This is a genomic window from Chitinophagaceae bacterium, assembly GCA_016717285.1.
GTDB lineage: Bacteria > Bacteroidota > Bacteroidia > Chitinophagales > UBA10324 > JACCZZ01.
Window position 1 is genome coordinate 2,070,826 of the sequence record JADKFU010000005.1, and the last position, 22,738, is coordinate 2,093,563.

The window sequence follows — 22,738 nt, forward strand, 5'->3', positions numbered from 1 at the left end:
GCTGAAATGAGGTAGTTGAATCTACGCACTTGAAATATAATGAGGTGCCCCCCTTTATGTCCCAGATTTCTGTCCTATGATATGCCAAGTATTTGATCTCCCGTCTGATCTATAATTATTTTTTGATTGTCAAACTGCGTCACTAGGGCGAATCCATTGTAGAACGGCTCAACTGCTATATATCGCTGTCCATAAATTTCATTTCCATTCCTATCAATGTGGTGCCAACCATCAAGGTCTTTAGCCGTAGCAAAGTTTTTATGGAAAACACCGATATCTATAAACTTCTTTTCATTAAGCGGTTGCCCTTTTATGTCAATGTGCGAGTATAACCCGTTGTCCTGCTTTACACAAGCGTAACCATCCTTATAATCACCGCAATAAATAAACCTTTCGTCGTAAATCCTCTTCCCATCAATATCAATATGATAATACTTGTTCTCGCTATCCCTCACCGTACAAAGGTTTTCTTGAAAGTTTCCTGTCCAGGAAAATGCATTCGCATATGCACGTCTGCCACCCTCTGTTAAGTGAAACCATTCATTATCCTGAACTACTGCTGCCCTGTTACAGTAATAGCCAAATGTTCTGCTGTATCGCTTAGAGTAAAGCGGTTTGCCGAATATATCAATGTGATAGGATCCACTTTTATCTCGCACAGGAGCCAACCCTGGAACGTGAAATTTGAGAACTTCCAGAAATTGCTTCTCGAATATTGGCTTCCCCTTAAAAACGAAATAGGTATTGTCTGGTGATACTTTTATTTCCTGCCAGTTCATTAGTTCAGAAGTTTCTGTTTGAGAAGAGCAATTTGATCTACCGAGAGTCCACAATATGCCAGGTAAGCTTCAATACCACCCTTCTCTTTTATAATATCCAAAACAAGATTCAGGCGATGCAGTTTTACATCCACTTCACTTGCCAAATAGTCAGCATCGATTGCTTCTTGGGGTGCCTTAGCCAACAGGTGAAGCAAGGAGATGAAAATACCGGTTCTATCCTTACCTGCGAAACAGTGAATAGCAACCGAACCGGATCGCTCAGCGACAATTGCCTCCATTGCCTTTTTGATCTTATCCGCACAGCCCAGGGCAAAGAAGCGATAGGCAATTTCTTCATTGGTTCCCTGATGATGGTCTCGTTTAAACCATTCAGGCTGATTCCAGGGATCCAACTGAGCTTTCACATAGTTGAATTTTGAAAGCGATTGATCTGAATAGCGTTCTTCTTCAATTTCCTTATCCGCTCTTAAATCTATTACAGTTCTGATATTCATTGCTTTCAGCAAATCATCGAACCTGGATTCATTTTGAAAGAGGGTCATGGTCGCTGATCTGAAAACTCTCCCCATCTTTATTTTAGGATTGTGCGTACTGATGTCACGGAAGTTCCAGAGAAAATCCCTATCGTAAAGCCACTCACAAAATTCCTTCACTTCCTTCAACTTTTCAGCAACTGCTAAATTTTCAATTGAACCATAAAAGAAATCCAGCAAAAACCTTTTCTGCCTGTTTGCTTCCGGCAAAAACAAGGTCCCCTTTAAATCATAAAAAGACGGTTGTTCTTCCTTTTTCAAAATATTGGCGATAAAATACTTTGGGAGGAAATTGAATTTCCGGAGTCCTTTTGAAAGATGATTCAGCTGAATGGCCACATGCAATGCAATATTGTAGAAATAATAAAACTGATACCCATCACTTCTCCGGTGCATTCCGCTACAACTTTCAAACTCATATACAAATTTGTCAATCAAGTCATTTACCTGCTTTACCGTTGCTTCAGATGTTTTGCCTTTGTCATAATCTCTCACAAGCTGATGCAGGTAAGTACCCATCTCATACTGCGCCGGCCGCTTTTCGTAAAGAATGGTTTCACTGATAACAGAAATCTCAGAACCAAGATAGTTCCTGTCAATCTCAGAAATCTTAGTACAAAGCGCAAATTCAATCTTCGGCTGCGTTTTGAAATAAACAACAATTTTGTTTCTCAGTGCTACTTCCCGGATAGAATGAATTTCGGAACTGAATAGCCTGTCCAGGCCCTCTTTAAAATCGGTTGTTTTAAAATCCTTGTTTATCAATAGCTGAATATCAATATCGGAATTGGAGGAGGCTTCTCCCCTGCCAAAGGATCCATAAAGCAATGCGACCTCTATACCATTAACTCGTGGAAATAATTCTTGTAGTTGAGCTATTGTTTTTACTTGTTTCATCTGGATATCTATTGTTTTAAAGTGAGTTAGAATGATTCAATCTCATTTTAGTGTTCTACCGGCTTGCGCATATTACATGTCCGGCAAATGGGCTTGGCTTTGTAGTTAGATACGAGTTCAGTATAGACCGGACTTCTCAACACCTCCTCAAGTGTAGTGCTTCCAATATTCCCAAAGTCACCCAGCGATTTTCTAAGATTATCCGGTGCACAGCAAGGTGAAATCTTCCCGGTTGCGGAAACCCAAAGTTCCTTCCCCAGAAAGGGACATTCATAATCCTCCGGAACAGCGCTGTCTTCATTGTTTAAAAGCGGGATAATATTTTCCAGGATCACCTTTTCACCGTTTGGTTTTCTGTACTGTTCCTGAGCTTCGTGAGCCATCTTTACATATTCGTTCCACATCGCGACACTCTCCCTGGAATATTTCATGGAAAAGGTTTTGATCTCATCAAAATGCGCCCAAAGCTGATGTCCCTTTACCCTGTCAACTCCAAGTGATGCTGCAAGGCGGATGATGTCTGCCAACTCATGCATGTTGTTTTGCATGAAGGTTAATTGGAATGTTATGCGACAGAAGTATCCCGTGTTTGCGAAATGTTCATCCCGGAATTTAACAAGCTCCCTAACATTGGAGACAGCTTTTTCAAAATCTATCCCCAGCATCACTTTTTCTGCTGTTTCTTTTGTTGCTCCGTTCCAACTGATCTTTACATCAGTCGTGTTCGGAATAATCAGCATTGCCCACTCTTTCACCGATAATCTTGGGAAAGTGCCGTTGGTGGTAAGGTTAATCTTGATGTGGTGCTTTCGGGAGAGCTCAAATATTCCCTCTATTCCTTTGTAGAGCAAAGGCTCCCCCATCGTGGAAGGAATAATTTCCTTCACACCCATTCTTTCAGCTTGTCTAAATATTTCCTCCACAGTTTCAAACTTCATCCGCCTGCGCTTCACTCCTGTTTCCTGGTAAAGCTTTGGGATGAAGTCACTGTAAGGGCTGTGTTCTTCACACATCAAACATTTCAAATTGCAATCCTCGGGGTTGGTGTCAATCGTAATCCGCCAAAGTTTTTTTGTGTTCCTCAACCGTTCATATATTTTTACCAACTCGTCACAATGAGTTTGAATGTCCGGAACATTTCCATCCGTGGAATATAAGTATCCCATTTCCCCATATTCCTTCAACAGTTGAGGGTTTGCCACGGCAAACTTCATTTGTGCAGCCAACGAATCCACATCCCTGTGCTTAAACAATAACCCATTCACTTTATGCTGAACATATTCCTTCATGCCACCAAAATCAGCTGTGATAACAGGAATTTTACAAGCCTGAGCTTCATGAATTACAAGTGGTGAATTCTCCGCCCAGATAGAAGGAACTACAATGCAATCCACTTTTGAAAAAACATCATCTGCAAGATTGTGATTGATGTATTCGCCCGAGAATTCAATTTTGTTCTTTGAATCAGCCGCAAGAGACCTCAATGCCTCGGTACTTTGTCCGTTGTTTCTACCGTAGATTTTAAGCGCTGCCGGTTCTCCGATTTGCTTGAATGCTTCTATCAGTTGGTTTATACCTTTAGCGGGATTGTGTGTTCCGATATAGCCAAACGTGAATTCCTTTTTCTTCATAGATTTATCTGTCCGAGTCAAATACCCGGTAGGAAAGCCATAATCCAGATAGATGATTTTATCTTCAGGAACTTGAAAATCCCGGATGAACCGTGTACGCAGGAAGTTCGAAGGTGCAATGAAGAGGTCCACCTTGTCAATAATTGATTTCGTTTCAATCATTCTTCGGTGTACCCACCCGGCCCATTGTTCATTATCTTCCTCCTGATCAGCTTTCCTTCCACTGAAGTAGACCTTGTAACAATCAGTTGCGCACTTGTGGTCTTGTTGACCGGAACATAAGCGGAAATTGTCACTTTCCCCAATGCTCCGCGTTAAAAACTGACCTCGTGGACACATCAGCCAAAAATCGTGGAGTGTAAATACAATTGGAATATGCTGCTTGTTAAGTTCGTCAACCATGCCTGTTGAAAGGTGGTTAAGGTGTCCGATATGGGCAATGTCCGGTCTGATTTCAGCTATGAGTTCTGCAAATTTTTGATCCAGTATCTGATGCCGGTAACCATCTTTGCCTTGCGGGTTATTTACAAAGTAAAAATCCAGGTTATCATTTTGTTTTTGATGCCGGATAGTAAAGTCAGGCGCGTAAGGGTTTTCTTCCCTGGTGAAAACGGAAAGGTGATGCTGTCTTGAAATCTCATTGCAGATGGACTGGCTGTAAACTTCCGAACCGGCATTGTAGTTGGGTGGGTAACCGTGGATGATTTTGAGGATGTGCATTAGTAGATGATTTGAAATTCAGATTGCTTTTCCTTTTTGAACAAATAGTTTGGATGATCACACCAAAAAGCCGTTTTCAATACTTTTTGATTTAGAACTATTACTAGGCATTTATCGGCCTTAACAGTAACCCCTTTCTGGGAAAGAAAGGAAGGTGTAATGATTGCAAGAAGCTTTTCCGAACTACTTACGGTTACATAGGGAAGTACCTTGTAAAGAAGTGCTGCATCAATACTTCTATCCCAACCCTTCAGCATGAAATGGTATGTCAAATAGAACTCTAAAATTTGGTTTGGCATGGTAACTGTTTTTTACACAATCCCCATTATCAAATCTGTGCCAATACTTTTTCATTGATAATCATTACTTTAAGAATATACATGTAAGTTTTTTACTTACATTTAATCAATTTAATACAATGAAACCAAATGATCTTTTAGAATATTTTCTCAAAAACCCGGGAAGGTTTTCAATTCTGATTTTAGGGGAAAGGGGAATTGGGAAAACAAAATGGGTAAAGTCGATAACTGTTGAGAAACTAAAAAAGGTAGTTATTCAAGCAAACTGTGCTGCCTTTTCCGAAGATACAATGGCAGAAAGTGAATTGTTTGGACATAAAAAAGGGTCATTCACCGGCGCCATTGAAGATAAGAAAGGATTATTTATTGAAGCCGCAAATAATGTGTTGTTCCTTGATGAAGTTCATGCCTTACTTCCAAATGTGCAGCAAAAACTAATGACTGCATTGCAAACTGAAAGTTCAGGAGCAAACAAAGGGAAATTCTGTATTAGAAGATTAGGAGATGGTAGGCCGAGCTATGTTTCTGTGATACCTGTATTCGCAAGTAATCTACCATTGACGGAATTGAAAAAGAAATTGCTCCCTGATTTGTATGATAGAATTAGTCAGTTAGTTGTTGAATTCCCTTCAATACATGAAAGCAAACTTGATATTCACAACGAGTTTAAAAAGATTTGGAGTGATATGCAGTTCGAGGAGTATCCCGTTACTCCTGCACTATCGCAATTCATAAAATGGCTTAAAAGAATTCCCCTTGAAGGTAATTACCGGACCTTACAAAACATTGCTATTAACTGGCATCAGTTTCGACTGATCGAATACAACGAAAGCAAGGATTATGATAAAGAAAAAGAAGAAAAAGTATTTATGTCAGTGAAAGAACAAATTTCAAGCTTTCATTCTGCAAATCCCTCCATTAAAAATACTCCTGCGTATAATTTTCGAAAAGGGATTTCAAAAAAAGAAATGAAAATGGAATATGATCGAGCAATGCTGGAATGGGCTTTTTCTGAAGATGGGTATGGTGAAAAGCAAACCGATGTTCAAAAAGGATTGACTATAACATCGAGGGTTAAAAACCCAAATATAAAATAATAAAGCTTTTGTGATTGAACCTTGTGCTTTTCTATTAAATCTTTTTTAAATAACTTGAAACTAAAACTTTTTCTAAAAGCTTAATTTCATCTACAAGGGCATCCTGCTCATAGACACAAACCTGCTTTTCTGTTCCAATCGTAAGTGAAATTTGTCTGATAAACGCCTCTGAATGATTGAAAGCATAGTTATCACTGTGGTATTGAGGTTCCATTTTTTTTCCCCGAGTTAAAAGATGCCGATATGAATCCACTTCCCAGCCAGTGTATTTTTCTGACGGGATTCGGTCCTGTGATAATAGTTCTCCTTGAGGGATACGCTCATCGGCATCATCAATGACCTCGTCATTCTTAATGTCAATATTCAGTATCTGCTTTTCCAACTCATCTGTGAAGTGAATAAGTTCCTTGGTAGTAAGTATAAGCTCGTTTATACTAAGGTTCATTGTGCCATCATGATGGCAGATAACCGGTAAATCTGCACGAACATAATACTTGAATTTGCTCCTTGTATTCTGTTCATCCAAACAAATTTTCAAAAATGGAAGTTGCTCATATTCCTGTTTTAACCTGCCGAAGCTTCTTTTGTCATCTAAATGCTGTCCGCGCTTAGTAAGAGGTGATTTTAACTGTAATAAGTATACCGGTTTACCCAAATAAAACATTCCAGGTTCGTAGTATTCTAACTTCAGCAATACTGGCTGGTCTCTTTCCTCGGAACGTTTATGCTTAATAGCTCCTATCCATTCGGGATGACTATCGTAAACTACAAGTTCATTTTTGAAATGCCATGAAAGAGTTTTAAGAATCGACTGCTTCATCGCACTATAGTGCTTAGCATTAGGAGCTATTGGCGAAGGAATAATTCCTTCAAAATCTGCCAGTGTTACACCAAAGGGTTCTGTTACAGCCGCCTTGGGTTGTGGCTTCTTAAAGAAAGTTGACCAGTTTTCTCCTTCAAATGATTGAAGAAGGTTTACATCCTTAGATTCATTCGGCACCTTTAATTCATCAATCAGTTTTTCCGCAAAAAACTTTTTATTTGCAAAACGAATAAGCTGCGATTCATCCAATGTTTTTCCAAGGTAGGGATATCGTATCGGAAGTGTAGCGTCTTCCCTTTCTGTCAGTGCGATTTCAAGTTTACCATTCATCCTATCAACCCTTCCCACACGCTGTTCATTATCTCCTTGTGTCCAGGCTATTCCATAGTGTATCACCTCTGAACATTGATAATGCAGGTCAACGCCTTCTTGTAATACCGAGGTTGCCACTAACGCATTTGGGAAGAATGGTGAATTAAATGCGGTAAGAATAGAAGGACGTTTACTACCTCCAAAATAAGGATATACAGGTGGAACGTTTTGCAGGAAAGTAAATGAATAGCGCAATAACTCTTTTCCGGTTTTCGCTAACTCCTTTTTGTAGAATAAACGGAAACTAACGATAGCTTCAACTATCAAATATTCAAGGCCAGACGCTTGCAATTCCTTCCCAACGCGACCACAAAAATTCTTATACAAATCCTCGCCTCGTGAACTATTTTTCTGCGCTTCTTTATACCAACAATATAAATGCACAACAAAAGGTGAAGCCAACAGAACTCCCTTATTAAGATATGTGCTGAATGCTTCTCGTTCGTAAACTGACCATTGTTTGTATTCCTCTACGGCTTTTGCTGTCCTTTCCGTTGCAGCATTGACAATATTCTTTTTGAGAAAAATTCCGATAAGAGTTTGTAGTTCGAGATTTACATCCCCGTAATTGTTTGGGACATCTATATCAAAGGAATCTTGCAAGTCTGCCTTCTCTGGACTATCAGTCAATTTTTTAAGTCGTGCACCCCTAACAGCATCCAGGTAATAGAATTTTTTCCCGTCATCAGACTTTGGGATTCTTTTAATTCGGTAAGGGCTACTTTCATAATCAACTGCCGGTTCAAAAAATACAGAAAAAATCTGCACATCTCTACCGAAACGTAAACGAAAGTTGGAGCAATCCGTGCTTTTATATTTCCTACCAGCATCTTTCTTTACAACGAAAAGGTCAAGCACTTTTGAATACGGTATGCCATCCATTTCATCTTCGTCCGTTTTAATGTTGCTTAAATTCGTCTCGTCTTCATCAGCTTCTTTATTTGCATCAATTTTTTTCCAGTATGTTCTTCTTAGTGTGGCATAATTGAAATTTTGTTTCTTGTATTTAGGGGGCTTGAGCAGTTGCAGAAGCCATTTATCATAATCAGCAATAATGCGCTCAGCTATTTCTTTCACCGATGGAATTCGTCTTACAAAAACCAACCTCTTGCGCATTTTTTCTGCAATGTCTTTACCTTCGGGGCTTAAGTGCCGCGCGAGTTTGTCATATTTAGGGTGTTTCGGTGATTTGTTTCTTCCGTAACTTTGCCGGTATTTTTTTGATAATTCAATAATCACCTTTGTATCATCTGCTCTATGAAAGTCTTCCTGCATTTTCTTGTCTTCATGTTTGTCTTCTTCCTTTGGCAAAAATTCAAACCCCTCTAAATATCCGGTCATGATACGATATGGATTCATGCGTTTATCATCTGCCGGCTTTTTTGATTGCTCAACAACCAAACTTTTTTGATAGGCAGCAAAAAATAATTTTTCTGTAAGGGTCTTCATTTCTACCCGTTCAGGAATTTCGTTCCGGTATTCATGTTTTGTTTTGCCGTTCAACCGTCTGAACCTGCGAATGCAAATTTCCCGCAGCAAGTCATCTTCTTTTTTGTTTTTCCATTCAGGCTTAAAAAAACTAATGATGTTGGATATGTCTCTTGAGGTTGAGTGATTAGGAGTAGCTGTAAGCAGCAACACTTTTTCAGCAAGTGGAATAAAATCAAGTTTGCCCTGTCCGTTTAAATTTCGACCTGAAAATAAACCATGTGCTATTTTGCTCCGGTTTGATTCACCATCTGCATTTCTCAAATAATGAGCTTCATCAATAATCAGCAAATCTATTGGTACCGGTTCCTCACTACTCAGCATTTCACGTATGCGTTGGTTACTCTTTACGGCTAACTTTACCATGAAGGCCTCTTGCTGTATCACACTTTCATCTTTAGGAAAAGACCGCTTAATATCAATTCCCATATTATCTAAAGCAGCTTGGTCAATTTTAGGTGAACCAAAATGACTGAGAGAAGAAATTCTATTGATTAGAAAAGATGGCCAGCGTTTATTCACCGTCTCCATTAACATCACATGGTTTTCACATAAGAAAGCGCTTCGTAATGGTTTATGATTGATAGACGAGCACACCACATCATCCGGCTCGCGAAAATGATAACGAATGAAGTTCTCATATTCTTTCTCCCATTTCAGCGCTACGTTTCTGTTGGGAGCGTAAAGCAATACCTTGGCATTAGGTTTTTGTTTCCAGAGCGTAACCATTACCGCAAGAGCCTGTAATGTTTTTCCCATTCCTACTTCATCGCTGATTAGCGCCAATCCTTGTTTACAGAGTAAATTCCATGCTTTGGCCGCACCTTCCGCTTGCAACTTCTGCATGGTAGGATGGTCATTGGGGTCGTACTGCCAATCTTCTTTCTCTAAAAAGAAGTTGACATACTGACAAAGTGATGCCGGTGTGATTTCATGAAACATCGTAATGCTCTTTTTCTAACAGTTGCATAAATTTTTCATCTCCCGTTTCATACTTCAATTTCTGTTTTATTTCTACTAACTCTTTTTCTAATCCTGCGATAGGCTGAACAAACTTCATATTTTCTTCTGCTTTGGAATTAAACAACTTCACGCAAGAGTTGAGCTCGTTTACAAGAAACCAGTGATACAGTAGTTCATCATCTATCTTTTCTTTATCGAATTTCTTAAAACAGGCCTGCAGTGATTCCTGCACCAGCGTTTTTATATTTTGCAAAGAACCCGGTTTTCTATAGCCTAAATCTTCTAGGTCTTTCGCTTCTTCCACTAATCCATTAAGTTTTTGCATCGCAACAAACATTGTATAGTATGAATCTGTATTCCGATACTCAAACATTTCCGATGGCACATCTTCTCCAAATAAATCGTCCTTATTGTTAAGACTATAAAGCACCCGCTTTTGTGTAGAGGCTTTATGGGGATTCTCAATAAGCGCTAGCAGTGCATCTTGTAAACTGATATAGCCGTATGGTTGGCGTTTTGAACAATTTATTTCCTGGAGATACCCTTCAAACACCAATTCTTCTCCTTTGTAAATACTGAAAGATTTATCCTTCAATACTCGCCTCATCCTATCTAAGAAAGAGTAGTCATTTAGCCGATTAAGAGCAATTCTTTCAGAAGGGCTATCTGGTAACTCTACCTTGTATTCACTCAGTTGAAACTGTTCGTCAATCTTATAGCGGAAGGTTTGCCAGTCAGCATAAATGATACAACTGAAAGTATAATTACTAAGCGCACCTTCCCACTCCTCATCTAACTCATCTTTTGTAGTTCCAAGTGGTAATTTATACGGTATCAGATTTGCCGTTAGTCTTTCCTCTTCTTTAGTTGAAATATTTTCAATGATGCCCGCTTCAATATTACGCTCGTTGATAGCTACGCCCACTCCGGTGGCTCTGTTAGAAAAATTCCAGGACCCTACTCCAATAACCTTATCTGTAAGCCAAACCTTAGCATGACGAAACTGTTCTTCGGTTTCGTTGGAAGGTATGAGATTCAACTCAACAAATTTTGATTTTGCTACTTCACTAATTTGCTCCGGTGTAATTCTAACTTTTCCGTTACTTTTATCTGGCACGAGCGATAGATTCTTAAATCCGGCATCACGAAATAGCTTCGCCAATTTCATTAAATCTTTAGAGAAATATGGTGACCACACGGTTAGTTTACTACTACCGGTATTTAGTTCATCCAACAAATTAGTTTTGGGATTGGTAAAGACAAAATTCCATTTTGATTTTTCTCTGCTTAAACGACCGGCCCATTTTCTTAAATGACTAACATCAGCACGTAGGTATTCAAAAAAATCAAGTACTTGTTTCGCGTTTTCAATGGTTTCTATTTTTCGAAACAATACCGATTCGCAATTGCTGCTCCAAGCTGTAATGCTAAGGTTGGCTGAGCCACTTATGATGCATGCTCCATTCTCGCCTTTTAAAAAGATAACCTTTGGGTGAAAAATTGCTTCCGTAGTTAATGCCTGATAATATTCTGCCGGATTAAAAGGAACTACGGGAGTGGTAGTTTGCTTTCTACTGCTAAGATTTAAAGCACGATAATCATACCATACCTTTATGTTCTTTTCTTGTAACTCTAGATTCAATGCCTCATAATCTTCGGCAGTTTTGAGTTCAGAAGATGGTTTGTCAATGAGAGCCGGAAGGAGAAATCTTTCCAACAATTCAGGGTCAAAGTTGAATGTGGTAAACCAGGCAATGTTAATGGTGCCCAATTCTTCAACTGCTTTTCTGTATTGGTCGTATAGTTTCATTAGTTCGTGTAAAGTCCTTTGTAAAGACGGAAGACAGTGGGTAAGTAATATGCGTTCACCCATTCCTCAAACGCAAGCCTCGCCAATTGGTCAGTCGTGAAATAATATGGCCGGTGATGCTTTATCTCACCATCATTTGAAATACTAATCCAAGGTAATACCCCACGTTCATTCATTATTTTTTTATGATAGTCAATTATCTTTAAAATAAAGTCTCTGGAGTTGCTTGAAGATGAAAAAATATGCAAAAGCTCTTTTAATCGTTGCAAAGCACTTTCATTCATAAAATCTTCTCGCAAGAAAGGTTGGATAATATTGACCGAAATTGTGCTAGACGTTCGCCAGTTATCAATAAAAGAAATCAGTTCATTAACAGTAGCAGTTCTTCGTGCCAATAAACGGTTGGATACTTTTTCAAAACATGCAAGCAAAGGCTCAATGGCACAAATAGCTTTAAGTTGAGTTCCTTCTTTATTCGTTTCTTTTTGTTCTGCACTCTTTATGATTGACGTATAATCAGGCCATTCATTATCATTTAGCTTACTCACATTTTTCTTTAGCTCAGAATAAAGAAGATATGCAGTCCCTTCCAACAAACCCAACCGTGCTTCCCAAAACCTCACTAATGGTTGTGTTCTGAAAACGCTCGGCTGCAAACAAGCAAAATATAGTGGCTGTAATTCCCTGATTAGCTCTTTAAACTCAGGTTCATTTACCTTCATTTTGAGATAAGATGTGCTATTGGGTCTTGCGGAAAGAACTCGCGTCCCCATTAGCTCAATCAACTTATCTCGAAGAGCACGCCAAGGTTGAACTGAAAATATTTGTTCTGCTTCTTTCCATATTTCCCTATTCTGATAATAGTTGACAGTTCCGAATATTTTCATCTCACGGAAAGGATTTTTATGTCTACCGTGGATACCAAGCAAATGATGGCGTATCAGTATTCCTTTGCTTCTATTAACCTCAATTTCGGTTACCATTTTATCTGGTGAATGTCCAGTTATTTTGGTCTGCAGTTTTGACATCCCTGGAATCATTCCTATTTGCTCGTCGCGCATCTTCTGGCGCGTTTCTAAAAGTGAGTGCGTCATTAAACACTCGAGAAAAATAACTAACCCGTCTTGTAGATCGGAAGGGTTGTTATAGGGAGTTGTGCCAACAAGAGCCGTAATTTGTTCTGCAAATTCTTTTTCGCAGGTGGCAATAATGGAATGTTGAAAAGATTTAACGTGAAAAAACGAATGTCGGTGCTGATGGTATTTAATCTGTTGCCGAATATTCTATTCCCCATTGAAGTCCATATAATACGAAGCCCCATTGGGTCAATAGAGCCATCGCTGAAAATAGAACCATCAGGTTCTGTAAAAATATTTGATAATGAATTTTCAATCATGATTCCTGGTCCTTAAACTCTTACCAACTTAATTCTAAATTCTAACAATTCAAATGTTATTCGTTTTCAATTCATTACCACTTCATCTTACCTTAGAACCTTGGCCAACCCAGAAAATGCTTTCCAGATTTGGATATTCCCCAACTCTTGATCAACCATCAAATTTTCCTCTAACTCAGTAAATGCGCCGTTCTTAAAATTGAGCCCAAGTTCTAAATTCAGAAAATTAATCATCCTTACTTTTTATTTAATAAATTTTTCTATGTTTTTGTATTGAACAGCCACAATTATTATCACACCCACTATCACAATCACTCCCCACGTAACATATGTAAGAACCCGATTCCTTTTAGAAGCTAAATGAATACTCTCTTTAATTGATGATTTTGTTTGCTCCATCGAAGAATGTAATCCGGTAACACTTTCTTTCAAATAGCTTGTGATATCTTTCATTCTGTCCGTTATGTTTCTTTCTACGCTGTCCAATCTGCTTTGCACAGACTGCACTGCAGCCATTATACCAGCTACATTGGCATCCAACTTATCTAGCCTTTCGGGAAAATTGATTTTTTCCACCCTTTCATGAAAAGACTGCACTGTTTCTCTCAGGTTTGCCAATGCCTTCTGCTCGGCTTTTACCTGCTCCTGTATCTTGGTGGTTGTCTCTTGGAGCTTTATGGTTTCACCAGAAATGTATTTTATTTCCTCATCAAAAGTTTTCTTAAGACTATTTTTAAATTCACTATCGGTCTTAATTATTTCTTCTAGCAAATCCAGGTGCTTTTGGGGTATAGCCTGAACAATGCTAACAACCTTCTGGGCTGCCTCTATATGCCTAATTGCCGGCTGGAGCTTGTCCAGTTCCACGTGTAGTGATTCCAATGCGACTAATACTTCTTGTGATGCCATGGGTTTAATTTTGTGGTATTAGAAAATGCTTGTTGAAATTGCTGGTCCAGGTAGCATAGTAAAGGGCGTAGTAATGGTCTTCAATGCCAGTAAACGCTTCCTCCGCGTTGTATCGGATGTGCTTTTGCAATTCTTCTTTGAACAGGAGAACAAAGGATGAAAAATCAAAATCAGTATCAGGCTCTTCTTTCCATTTTATACATCCGTCAATAAACTCGCTTTTTGCCTCTTTAAGGAGGTCGCCAATGGTATCTGCTAATACAAATAAGGAGTAGGCCTTTAATATTCTAAATTGAGGCCGGTCATAAGCTCTCAATATCTTCATGGTTGAACCACGAAGGTGCTTAATATTCGTTATCAACTGTCCTGTTCTGCTATCATTAACCAGTCGCAGATACTTCTCTATTGTCTCTATAATTCCCAGCTCATCATGATGGTCAGTGTATAGCGATGCTTCTTCACCAGTTGAAACTTCAACATAATTTGGTCTCGAATACTTTGCATTAAAATAGTAATAGATCTCATCTTTTATATACTTGTTCTGCTCCAATGAATCTTTAATACTGATAGAGGTTTGGCAAAGCCGAACCATATCATCAATGGCCTGTAAGCGTTTTTCTTTTATTTTGCTGTAAATAAAATCGGTGAGGTGTTCCAAGCACTTGCTGATGACTGTTGCAGATCCTTCTTGGATTTCTTTCTTTGCTTCATCTTTCAATTTTTCAATTTCACGTTTGGCCACATTCTTAGAAGTGTACCGGGCAATTAGTTCTTCTAAAGGTTTGTAGTAATCAACTTCTTTCTTTTTTGTGAACGTGATGCTATAGAGCTTATTCTGGTAATCTATTGTATAGGAATCTATGATACCGATTGATACCAACCGATAAATGGCTTTGGCAGTATCATCCTGGCTTCGAGAAATAAAATAGGCTCTTTGCAATTCTAATGCTAAGGGATCTTCCAAAGTGAGAAGCTTTTGTAATAATGCCTCGTTATTAATCTTCAAAGATTCGATGAACTCCGGGTAATCCAAGCTATCAAATACAGCATCCTTTAACCGATTCCCAATCGTTGCCTCAATAAAACTATCGGAAGCTTTCAATTGCTGAATGCCTTGTGTTGCCAGGACTTTTTGCAAATGCTCCCTATTGAGAATAAAGAGCATTTTTGATTTTGCCCTTTTGGAATAGTAACGATTGGTAAATGGTACAGGAAGGATTTTTGTTTCACCTATCTGCATTTCAGCAAGCATTTTTTCCAAGCCAATTTGTAGTTTGGTGTCAATAACCAGTTGTTCCAGCCATGCCCTCATTGGAGGCACGCCAGTAATCTGACTAAATGGCAAAATATTCTTAAGCCATTCAACTAATTCGTTACAGAAAGCACTATCACCAAAATCAGGATATATGCCCGTGTGTTGCGTATCTAAGTAAACATAACCAATGCTAATGCTAGCAACAGTATTGATGAAAATACGGTTCTGGTTCTTACCGCTGCCGGGTTTGATGCTGAACTGCACGTCATCTTGACCATACAAATCATTCAATTGGTTTGTAATCATTTGCAGATTATTCGTATTTGGGTAGGTAATCCAGCTTCGCAATTCAAATATCATTACCCTCTCCTTTATTTGTCCTTTGAAAGAGTTTTTGTGGAAGTACATCAGTACATCCTTATCGAGGTGATAATATTTATTGGACTCGCTGCTTAAGGAAGGACGATCGTTGTTGAATAAAATAATGGATGTTGATAATTTTCCATCCCTGCCCGCGCGTCCAGCTTCCTGCACAAAAGATTCAATTGACTGCGGAATATTGATGTGGATCGTCATCCTTACATTTGGTTTGTCTATACCCATGCCAAATGCCTTAGTTGCTATCATTACCGATTCTTCATTGTCCATAAACATTTTTAGGTGGTAGAAGGATTCCAGATCAACTTTGGTAGAATTGTCTTCATCTCCGCCTCCCATAAAGTATCCAAGCGTTTCGCTTTGGAAATAATGGTAGACTGTCTCATTCCGCCGCACAATTTCAACATATTTTGGATTGTCGAAAAGGCCATGTGAATTGTAACCGTTGCGAATGCCAAGCCAACCCTGCCTGTGAGGCATAAACACGATAATACCATACCGGTATATCCTTTTTTCTAGTTCGATTCTACTACCAAATGTGTTACCATTTATATACAGTCTATCATGTAGTTGTGCGATGTAATATTTTAAAGCTTCCTCTTCGCTACCAGTATAGTTTATCAGGTTCTGCCGCGTAGATATTGGCAAATAGTTCTTGAACGAATTCTCTACAATGGCATTTATTGCAAGTGAATTATTGAATTCGCTAAGTACGGTTTCTTTATCGCCTATAAAACCAAAAATGGCATCTTGCTTTTTTGCACCTGTGCTTTCACGGATGGTTTTTTCTGTAAGGCTATTTAATCCATCATAATTATTAGGGACTTCGCGAATAGCATAGTTTATTTCATCTCTCACGCTGTTTTCAAAACGGACAACCGCATTACCATCATCTTCCCTAATGTTTAATTCTCTTTCAATATCCGCCAGTACATCAAATGATGCGGTTGCGGTTAATCCAAACAAGGGAATGGTGTTAACACTATAGGTAAGACAAAATTGCTGTGCATTATCACCAAGGTTTAAATAGGGCGTTCTGAAATCGTGTCCCCATTCTGAAACACAGTGTACTTCATCAATCACTGCATATGCAAAGCAATGTCCGTCTTTGGCAGCATTGTCAAGAGCTTTCCGGAATTCATCGATAACAAAACGTTCAGGCGAAACAAAAAGAAACTGCAGCTGACCTTTGGCCAACAAGTTATGCTGATTGAAAACACTTTCGGCTGTGGTGAGTGTGGAGTTTATAAACTCACACTTGTCAATTCCCATTTCTCTCAAACCATTATATTGATCAATCATTAAGGAACGGATCGGGTCAATAACAATGGTAGTTCCGGGCTGCAGCATGGCAGCCATTTGATAAGTGAGCGATTTACCACCACCTGTTGGCAAAAGTCCAACGACAGATTTAAGTTGTACGGCCCTGTTCAATATGGGCAATTGACCGACCCTAAAGTCCAGTTTTCGGAAAATGTCTTGTAACAATTTTTTAAGCAGTCCGGATGTTTCTTCGATTGGCTCAAATAACTCATTCTGCAATTGATTAACAAGTGGACGGTAAGTAATGGAAGGTGCTGAGAGTACACCGGTTTGAGTTTTGTAATGAACATAATGTGCGCTGCGTATTGTAATGGTATTGGTTGAAATTTGACCATCTTCCCTAAACACTCCTTCTCTTCGCAATAAGGAAATGTCAAGAACCAAATAAAAATTAGCGTGGCTAAGATCCCCGATTGGTTTTACTTGCCTACCTCCATGAAGAGGATTATTCACAAACTCCGACGTGCTGAATACTTCTATCTCAATTTTTGGTAAGGCAATTTGTGTCTGTGCTAAGTCATTTAATGTATTCAGTAAACCAAACAAATCCTCAAAAGCAGCATGAGCGCAAGGGAAATCCCGCTCAACAACTGCAATCCTTACAGCTTGCTCCTGAATAAGTGCTTCATAATTGGCGATGAGGTATTGCAGAAAAACGCACTGTAATCTTGCTATCCCAAAAGGTGCCAAAGGCAATGCTGTTAGCGGATTTGTTAAGTAAGTTTGATCGGTATAATTCTGTTCGACTGTCTTTACAAACTCCTCAGCGGTAATGCTTTGAATAAACTCAGTTACGTCCCTATGAACACTGTCTTCTTTTATGTGGTTGATGGATCTCGAAAGCTGTGCTATCTCAAAATCTTTCAAATCATCAATTAAATCGGTATGGTATCTTTTTCCATCAACTTCTATAACATATGCCTTATGGTGCTTTATTTCTACCTGACTTCTGAATCGGTTGGTCGTATTCCTGGATAAATCATAAGGTATCTCCAAACTAATATCCACCCTACCCTGGTTATTATCCCTGGTAAATGAACTACGACTTCTTTGCTTTTCAAGTAACTGGGCCAGGTAGCTGTGTTGTTCTGGGATCAGGTTAATTAGGAAATCTCGTTCAAAACTGCTGTCAACATTGGAAACATCCAGGTATTGAAGTCTATTTTTTGCACTTGGGTCTACAACATGGAGTGCCTTATAGAATTTGTCAGCGACAGATTGTGTGACCCCATTTTCCACTAACGGAAACCCTATTCTCCCTCTTTCAATTTCGTCTTCACGGTGTGTTAATTGAAACGCATTTGCAAAATATTGCTCTAAATGAATGCTTGGCAAAGTTGGTAGCCCTCTCGTAAGAATGTTTACTGCAACCGCTAAGATGGATGGGACGTTAGTTGGTGTTTCAAGATTCAAATTTGTTTCAACATTGAATGTACTGAGTGAACGTAGTAAACCATTCAACTCAGCTTCTTTCTTATGCTGCTTGGCATAAGCTTTAAGATGCTGTCTTACTGATTCTAATATGTAGCCTGACTGATATTGCACTCGTTAAAATGGATTTAAATGGCGCATGCTAAACTTAAGAGGTTACCTGATCCAGAATTTCAATTTTCTACCTAATTGCAATAATTCTTCCTTTTACAATCAAATGTCACCTCGAAACTCTTCATATAAGTAATCCCGAATTCTCGGGCTGTTGCATTGTTAAGTTCAAACAGAAGTAAATCAAATATTCTGGCTCCGCTTTCTCCAATCAGCACGTTCGATCTCTCCTTGATAATATCCGTCCTGAGTATTTTATCCAATAGTTTTTCATCATCGAAATAAGGTTGAATCAGTTCTTTAAATTTAGTATTGTAACATGCGCCCCAAGTACAACCAATATAATGAATGAGTATTCGCTCCACGTTCATTTTTATGTATGGTGCTACAGCTGATTCCCCGTGAGACTCCCTGAGGAGATTCAGGAACTTTCGATGATCACCTTCAGCTATATTGTCATACTCTTTACTCATCACTTTCATCCTTCTTGATTGAACAATCCACCATATCCAACTTCCGGTTCGCTGACTTCGTCTGACCTTGATTTCTTTCCAGACGTCCTTTTCTTATCCCACAACCCCGCCTTCACTTCCTCTTCATGTATTTTATGATTTAACTCCAACAACCGCTTCAATACTTCTCTTCTTGCATCCGGATGAATTGTAAATCTTACTCTATCATTCTCCGGCAAATAATCAACCTCATAAAAATCATGTCGAAGTTCAATGTCATTCCAACCATAAGCAGTTAAAACAGCATAATCAATTTGAATATGCAACTCCCGGAGTTTGAGAATGCCTTTAGTTGCTTCATCAAAAGAAATGGTGTTGGTTGTTTTATCTAAATGCTTTCGCAAAGCCATTACCAATTTGTCTTTATCGGTAATGCTTTGAGTAGTGATGGCGTTACAATGAAACAAATTATAGGTTTTGGTAAGACCCAATTGTATGCCCAGCATAAGTTGCTGTCGATACTCATAATATTTGTTTCCGATTTGCTCCAACTTTTGATTCTGATTTGAGGAAGCATCTTGTGGAAATGGGAAAGTCTCGAAAGCGTCGGATGCAGAGTATCTTCTATCTCCTTTCATACTCGATGAATAATTCCAAGCCCAATATTCATGTATTGATGATTGCATCAATGAAAAGCGATCATCCTTGAATACAACAATGGCTTCAGAATAAACCCAACCATTTGGTACAAAAACAAAAGCATGAGTTTTTGTAACTCTTGTATGAACTGATACTTTATCAAGTGAAGCAATTGCTTTGTATAGAGCTGGGCGTTTCTCTCCATAAATCCACCAGAATTCAGGTAACGGCTCACGTAAAGCATATTTACCTTCAATTTCAATTCCTCTAGCATCTTTCTTCCATCTCTGTCTCTCAGGCTTTACAAGCTCTTCTAAAATATTTAAACAATCAGGGAAATCAGACGCAACATAACCCTCATATTTTGGAGGAGCAAAAGGAACGACTTTGTTTTCTTTTATCCGGGTCAGTATCTTCTCCTTTTCTTTAGCAGTCAAAGCTCCCCATTCTTCATCGTCATATCGTTTCAGTGGCCAACTAAAGAAATTAATTACCCACCTACTTGGTTTTTGGTCTATATTATTATTCAGGTCATCTCCATTCAAATACGGAAAAAGCACCATTTTATTTTTTTGATTTTTGTCTATAAGCGCAAATGCAACTGAAGTCTCCAATACATAACCAAGACCCAAAACATAAGAACCAATAAAACTTTTATTTTCATTTTGATTTAGTGCATATGGATTACCTTTTGTTTTTGCATCGTCTAAATATGCGGTAATTACATGAACTTCTTTACCTTCCAAAAATATACTTCTACTCCACATTCCTTTATAGATGGTAACAAGTGATACTTTAACCGCAGCTTCACCTGGCCACTTTATACTTCTTATAGCATGATTAATTCGTCCACCATCAAAAAGAATTTTTTCAAGTCCGCCTAAGCGTGTGTCTCCCTGAGAAATAGTTTTTGTACTTATCAAAGAGATAAAGCCGTGCGTTTTTATCAAAGAAAAAGCCCTTCGAAAGAAATAAGCAACTAGATCACAAGTTCCACTCGTAGGGGGATAAACATAGTGAATGCAATTCAACGTAGCATTACCTAAGGCAGTTGATATTTTTTGTCCACCCAGAAATGGTGGATTACCTAAATCACAATCAAATCCTCCTTCATCGAATACCTCCGGAAACTCTATAAACCAATGAAAGAACCTTTGCTCTAAAGCAATTGCTGTTGCCTTCGCCACTTTTCTATCCTGCCAACCTTTGTATCCGCTTAATATCAGGCGGAAATCTGCATCGGTCATCAGGTAATCTTTATTGGCTTCTGTTTTAGGAATAAAGAATTGAGCTACCTGAGTATCGGCCATCGCTTTTAAAAAGATAAAGCCCTTACCATCTATAAATTTTTTGTAAGCTTTTGCCTTGCGTTCTATTTCATCCGGGGTGGTTTCGGGCAGTTGGTTAAAGGTCTTGTATTCTGCCATTGCTTCCTGCACGGAATTTTCGGTGCTTTTTTCAAACTCCGCCTTTAGCTGTAACGTATCGGCAATTCTTTCTTTGCGCTCTTTTACGTTTTTATCACGCCATGCTTTCGCAATGTCTTTATCATCACCCGGCAGCGTCTTAAAGGCTTCATCGGCAATTCCCTTTTTCTAATTCGCTGCGGTGCGCCAGACCTACAATGGCATCGCCACATTTTATATGGTGATCTAGAAAGTTAAGCGGTTCTCCGGGGTTGTATGCTTCCAGCCATAAAGCAATTTTACAAAGCTCTACTGCCAATGGGTTTTTATCTACACCATAAATACAGTTTCGCACTACCTCTTTCATTGCTTTACGAATGGACAAAGGGTTTGGTTGTTCTTCATCGGTTTGCACCCTCGCTACTGCCAATGCAATTCTACGGGCTGCACTTAACAATATATGTCCGCTGCCGCAGGCAACATCACATACTTTTAATTTCAACAAAGCCTTTATCGTGTTTTCCTTGTTTACTTTCTTTTGAGAGTAAAGCAGTAATATATCTTCAATAAGGTATTCTAAAGAGTGCTTGATTAAAGGCTGCACCAATTCTTCGGGTGTATAGTGAGATTGAAACTCTCTGCCACCGGCTTTCTTTTTCCAGTTCACAGAATAATTATCAGAACCTTCAATTTTGTTGAACTCTAATTTTAGTTCTAGCAAGCCTTCATACACAGAACCAAATTCTTCTACATCCAATCCACCATAATTTACGGCAATTAATACCCCGTTATCATTTTCAAAATAGGTAAGTGATTTAATGATGCTGAGTAGTACAGCATTGCTTAGGTAGCATTGATGCAAATCATACCGGTTGTTAGCAATGGCATCATAACCAAACAAATCCCCTTGCAGGCTCATAATGCCCAGCTTTTCGCCAATATCCTTTTTTTTCGAATAAGGAGAAGGTGCTCACCAGGCCTTGCCACAAATCGCAATGGCGGGTAGCTTCTGGAGGTAGTAGCTTTCGCGCTAATTTCCTTAATCGGATCAGGCTGCAATAATTGAAATAGATTTGATTAAAACGTTTGGTTTCCGGTGTTTTGCTGTCTGCATACACCAGGTTGCGTTCTTCAATCACAAATAGAAAAAGCAGACGGTAGACGATTCGCAGTTGGTACCGGTAATATTCATCGGGGTTTACAAGCCCTTCTTCCAAAGCTTTGCGAAGCGCTGTATTGTTTGGATGATTAATGAATCCATTCGCCAAATTTTTAATAGCACCTTTTACTGCTTCCCCCAACTTACTCCGAATGGTGCTTCCGGCTTCCAAACCATCCTGATGATATTTCTCAATCAGGCTTTCTGCACCACTACCCACACTTTTTGGCATCCGGCTGGCATGAAGCACCCGGTACAGAATAACGAAATCGGAATACAAGTCCTCTTCCATCATTTTCTCCAGGTTAAACTCTACATAGCTTAGCCGGGTAATGCGACTGGCATCACGCAACAAACGCAATTGACGGCCATTGGTCACTATGCCATAAAGGTGCTCGCTGTAATTGAGATACTCCTGCAGCAAAGCATGTGGAGATACCCGCAGTTGTTTGTTTTCCGGTCGTTTGTCCAGCGATTCTTGATAACCGCCAATATACACAGGGAAATTATCCAAACTGCTGTCACGGTATCCAATGGGAAATAATTTGCCATTGAGTTCTTCAGCAGCCCGGTTGAAACTAAGGTTGTAGCTGAGATTGGTAAGCAGAGGAGAAATCCAAAAATTACGGGTTTCCGTGGTGCCGGTTTCACCCACCTTCAATCGTGACAATTTGCTTTTAAAAATGTTCCATTGCCCTTTGGCTTCCTGCCATGCCAGGCTTATTTCGTCTTTTAGTTTTGCATTGGTATAGTCAGGATTAAAATCTTTGCCCTGTTGAAATGTTGCTTGTTCAGAGCGGATTTTACCGAGAATGTCGGTAGAAAGGATTGACCCTTGTATGTCGATGGATGGGAAAATCATGG

The 22,738-nt window shown here is 39.1% G+C and carries 15 protein-coding genes; 1 reads left to right on the forward strand and 14 read right to left on the reverse strand.

Annotated features, from left to right (window positions below; genetic code table 11):
• Window positions 1-74: 74 nt before the first annotated feature.
• From IPO83_18170 to IPO83_18185, 4 genes are read right to left on the reverse strand one after another with little or no spacing between them, the layout of a single operon-like run.
• Window positions 75-779, reverse strand: coding sequence for a WG repeat-containing protein (locus IPO83_18170; GenBank protein MBK9733184.1), 705 nt, complete (start codon window positions 777-779; stop codon window positions 75-77).
• Complete coding sequence (locus tag IPO83_18175; protein MBK9733185.1) at window positions 779-2,212, reverse strand: tyrosine-protein phosphatase; 1,434 nt, start codon at window positions 2,210-2,212, stop codon at window positions 779-781. The genes IPO83_18170 and IPO83_18175 overlap by 1 nt, the downstream gene beginning before the upstream one ends.
• 47 nt (window positions 2,213-2,259) lie before the next feature.
• Complete coding sequence (locus IPO83_18180) at window positions 2,260-4,563, reverse strand: glycosyltransferase (GenBank protein ID MBK9733186.1); 2,304 nt, start codon at window positions 4,561-4,563, stop codon at window positions 2,260-2,262.
• Window positions 4,563-4,862, reverse strand: a complete 300-nt coding sequence (locus tag IPO83_18185) for a hypothetical protein (protein MBK9733187.1) — start codon at window positions 4,860-4,862, stop codon at window positions 4,563-4,565. Before IPO83_18185 ends, IPO83_18180 begins: the two co-directional genes overlap by 1 nt.
• A gap of 119 nt (window positions 4,863-4,981) precedes the next feature.
• Between IPO83_18185 and IPO83_18190 the strand changes: the two genes are divergently transcribed.
• Entirely contained in the window at window positions 4,982-5,959 is a 978-nt protein-coding gene (locus tag IPO83_18190) for a sigma 54-interacting transcriptional regulator (protein ID MBK9733188.1), read from the forward strand.
• Between the two features lie 34 nt (window positions 5,960-5,993).
• Here the strand turns inward: IPO83_18190 and IPO83_18195 are convergent, their stop codons facing one another.
• The 10 genes from IPO83_18195 to IPO83_18240 form a co-directional block, all read right to left on the reverse strand.
• Entirely contained in the window at window positions 5,994-9,584 is a 3,591-nt protein-coding gene (locus IPO83_18195) for a DEAD/DEAH box helicase family protein (protein MBK9733189.1), read from the reverse strand.
• Window positions 9,574-11,415 carry a hypothetical protein gene (locus IPO83_18200; protein ID MBK9733190.1) on the reverse strand — a complete coding sequence of 614 codons (1,842 nt, stop codon included), beginning with the start codon at window positions 11,413-11,415 and terminating at the stop codon, window positions 9,574-9,576. Before IPO83_18200 ends, IPO83_18195 begins: the two co-directional genes overlap by 11 nt.
• A complete protein-coding gene (locus IPO83_18205; GenBank protein ID MBK9733191.1) occupies window positions 11,415-12,509 on the reverse strand; it encodes a hypothetical protein in 1,095 nt (364 codons plus the stop codon). The genes IPO83_18200 and IPO83_18205 overlap by 1 nt, the downstream gene beginning before the upstream one ends.
• Window positions 12,510-12,529: 20 nt before the next feature.
• Window positions 12,530-12,811 (reverse strand): hypothetical protein, encoded by a 282-nt coding sequence (locus IPO83_18210; GenBank protein ID MBK9733192.1) that lies wholly within the window; start codon window positions 12,809-12,811, stop codon window positions 12,530-12,532.
• 243 nt (window positions 12,812-13,054) lie between these two features.
• Window positions 13,055-13,720: a hypothetical protein gene (locus IPO83_18215; GenBank protein ID MBK9733193.1), complete on the reverse strand. Its 666-nt coding sequence runs from the start codon at window positions 13,718-13,720 to the stop codon at window positions 13,055-13,057.
• A gap of 4 nt (window positions 13,721-13,724) precedes the next feature.
• Complete coding sequence (locus IPO83_18220; protein ID MBK9733194.1) at window positions 13,725-18,221, reverse strand: ATP-dependent DNA helicase RecQ; 4,497 nt, start codon at window positions 18,219-18,221, stop codon at window positions 13,725-13,727.
• Between the two features lie 71 nt (window positions 18,222-18,292).
• The gene (locus IPO83_18225) at window positions 18,293-18,583 is read right to left on the reverse strand and encodes a hypothetical protein (protein MBK9733195.1); all 291 of its coding nucleotides are present in this window, start codon (window positions 18,581-18,583) and stop codon (window positions 18,293-18,295) included.
• A 113-nt stretch (window positions 18,584-18,696) separates the two neighbouring features.
• On the reverse strand, window positions 18,697-20,736 hold the full coding sequence (locus IPO83_18230) for a hypothetical protein (GenBank protein ID MBK9733196.1): 2,040 nt from the start codon (window positions 20,734-20,736) through the stop codon (window positions 18,697-18,699).
• A gap of 148 nt (window positions 20,737-20,884) precedes the next feature.
• Window positions 20,885-21,616 (reverse strand): hypothetical protein, encoded by a 732-nt coding sequence (locus IPO83_18235; GenBank protein ID MBK9733197.1) that lies wholly within the window; start codon window positions 21,614-21,616, stop codon window positions 20,885-20,887.
• Window positions 21,603-22,736 (reverse strand): hypothetical protein, encoded by a 1,134-nt coding sequence (locus IPO83_18240; GenBank protein ID MBK9733198.1) that lies wholly within the window; start codon window positions 22,734-22,736, stop codon window positions 21,603-21,605. The genes IPO83_18235 and IPO83_18240 overlap by 14 nt, the downstream gene beginning before the upstream one ends.
• Between the last annotated feature and the right edge of the window lie 2 nt (window positions 22,737-22,738).